Annotated in this window: 2 protein-coding genes and 1 pseudogene; all 3 read left to right on the forward strand. The window is 41.7% G+C overall.

What is annotated here, in order from left to right:
• A pseudogene (locus ABCP60_RS15800) lies at positions 1 to 231 on the forward strand (mobilization protein); the annotation flags it as partial.
• Between the two features lie 438 nt (positions 232 to 669).
• Positions 670 to 1,260 carry a replication/maintenance protein RepL gene (locus tag ABCP60_RS15805; protein WP_004295513.1) on the forward strand — a complete coding sequence of 197 codons (591 nt, stop codon included), beginning with the start codon at positions 670 to 672 and terminating at the stop codon, positions 1,258 to 1,260.
• Between the two features lie 619 nt (positions 1,261 to 1,879).
• Positions 1,880 to 2,829: plasmid recombination protein (locus ABCP60_RS15810; protein ID WP_217736698.1), on the forward strand; the 950-nt coding region annotated here is incomplete at its 3' end.

A 2,829-nucleotide genomic window follows, 5' to 3' on the forward strand; every position in this document is an offset into this window, starting at 1 on the left:
CAAATGGACAACGCAAGGACAACCAGTAACCGATTAAGGACGGAGAACCAAGAACTAAAGACCGAAACCAAGGAATTGAAAAAAGAACTTGGTAAGATGAAAGACTTGTTCAATTCCGAACAACTGGAGGCTTTAAGGCATCATTTCCCAAACATATCAAAAGCTATGGAAGAGGGGAAAGACCTACTCAAGCAAATCACCAGAAGCAGAGGTTTCGGTATGGGTATGTAACCCCCCCCCGCCCCCAAAGGGGGAGCGACCAAACGGCAGCCTCTCTCAATGGAGTGTTACGTCGTTCGGATTCGGAAGAAATTTTGCAGGGTTCGGAAAACGGTTGTGTGCTTATTCTAAAAAAAGTTTATGGTGTGGCGCTCGTCGGGACGGGTGGTCCCGCCCCTTGCCGCTGGGCGCTCCCCGACCGATGATTTTTAAGTGACTGATTTTGTGCTGTTTTGGGGGTATATTAAGAATAGAAGAAATAGAATAAGTTAAGTACTTGATACACAATATAGGGCATTTTCCATATTGGAAATTCTCATTTTCCAATCTAGAAAATACTGATTTCCTAATATAATACTAAACAGGAAAATAATATTTCCCTTAATATTGTTTTTATGGAAAATAATAGTTTACTTTGTGGAGAATAATATTTCCCAAAAACACATCAAAATGGAAAATAAAAAAGCAGTTAAGTTAACCGATTTTCAAAAGAACGAAGAAAATCCTTTTATGAAACAAGCTATAGAAGGTATTGAAAATCATGTTGTTAAAAAGTATAAGAGTAATAGTGGTGGCGATAAGAGAGCCGTAGTAGCTTTAGCCGACACTGAAACTGGAGAAGTGTTTAAGACTTCGTTTATCCGTCAAATAGAAGTAGATGAAGAACAATTCACTAAATTGTATCTTTCTAACTTTGCTGCATTCTTTGACCTATCACAAGCAGCTATTCGGGTTTTTGGTTACTTTATGACCTGCATGAAACCCAAAAATGATTTAATCATCTTCAATAGAAAAAAATGCCTAGAATATACCAAATACAAAACAGACAAAGCCGTTTATAAAGGACTTGCAGAACTTGTAAAAGCTGAAATCATAGCCCGAGGACCAGCCGATAATCTTTGGTTTATTAATCCTCTGATAGTATTCAATGGTGACCGAGTGACATTTGCTAAAACATACGTTCGGAAAAAGACTTTAGCTGCCCAAAAGAAAGAAGAAGCAGAGAAACGACAATTATCACTTGGCTTTGATGAACAGTAACACTCCATTGAGTGAAGCTGCCGTTTGGTCGCTCCCCCTTTGGGGGCGGGGGGGGGGATAGATAAAGTTCCTCTATGTAAAGTTATAATGGGGGATGAAAGGCAAGGTTCGCTAACCTTACCCCGATTGTTTATGCTTCCCAGCATTCAATCTATCCCCGTTTATGGGTTTCTCTTTCACCCTACAAAGATAACCTCATGGGGGAAAAATGTCCAAGAATATGGGGTAAAAACTATCAAGTCGGTAGAAAATAAGTATCTTTGAAGTACATTTTTAGTAGAGGTACTGGTATGCCTAGACGAAGCAGATAGGCAAAAATAAAGCCGCTGGAGATGTCGGATGTCCGTCAATTAACTCCAGCGGCTTGTATTTTGGTAACTCTCCCGTATCGGTCGGCTACCGTTTGGTCAGCAACAAAGGTAGTACTTTATTGTCGCAAATCCAAATGTTTTCCCCTTTATTTGTGCATTTACAGAACATTTGCTAACTTCGCACCTATGCAGTATGGTGATAGCACACTAGCACCATAAAGGGTGCGTGTGTAAGGGGACAAGCCCCCTTAACCCCCTGTCAGCCGGCTGTCACCGGCTGTTATCGATTGTCACAAAAATGTTAACTTATGGGAGCAACAAGTATTCATGTACAAGCAGTGAAGCCGGGGAGTGAGATTCACAACTTTAGGGAAAAAGAGTTGGACTATGTTCGTCCCGAACTTAGTCATTTGAATGAAAGCTGGGTTGGAGATAGCATCTCCCATCGGCTGGAAAGTGCGAAACAAAGATATCTCGATACGGTTGGGCAGAAGATGCAGGCTAAAGCCGCACCCATACGAGAGGGAGTAATAGTAATCAAACAAGAAACCACCATGCAGGAACTCCAGCAGTTTGCCACGGTCTGCAAAGAACGTTTCGGTATCGAAGCATTTCAAATCCATATACACAAGGACGAAGGATACATGAACGCAAAGCAATGGACACCTAACCTTCATGCCCATGTAGTTTTCGATTGGACGCAGCCGAATGGGAAAAGTGTGCGTTTATCGCGTGATGACATGGCAGAACTCCAAACCATAGCATCTGAAACACTGGGCATGGAACGTGGCGTTTCTTCTGACCGCAAACACTTATCGGCTATGCAGTACAAGACCGAATGTGCGAAAGAACAGCTTCAGGAACTATCAAACGATATATCCAGTGCATTAGACAAACACAAGGACGTACAAAACCAGCTTCTTCAGCTTCAGAAAGAACTACGTTCCATTGAAACAAAGAAGAACGTCCAAAAACTCATTTCTAAGGCTTCAGAGAAGTTTTACGGCTTGATTGGAAAAACAGTCAACGATAGGGAAAAGGATGCCTTAAAAGCCAAAGTAAAGGCTTTAGAGGGGGAAAATGAACAGCTATCCGATAGACTGGGAAAGGCTATACTTGAAAAAGAGCAAAACGGCACAAAGGCATTCAAAGCCGAGAATGACAAGGAGTATTATAGACAACAAATGGACAACGCAAGGACAACCAGTAACCGATTAAGGACGGAGAACCAAGAACTAAAGACCGAAACCAAGGAATT

Source organism: Romboutsia sp. MSSM.1001216sp_RTP31141st1_G3_RTP31141_220114, from assembly GCF_039031195.1.
GTDB classification, from domain to species: domain Bacteria; phylum Bacillota; class Clostridia; order Peptostreptococcales; family Peptostreptococcaceae; genus Romboutsia_C; species Romboutsia_C hominis.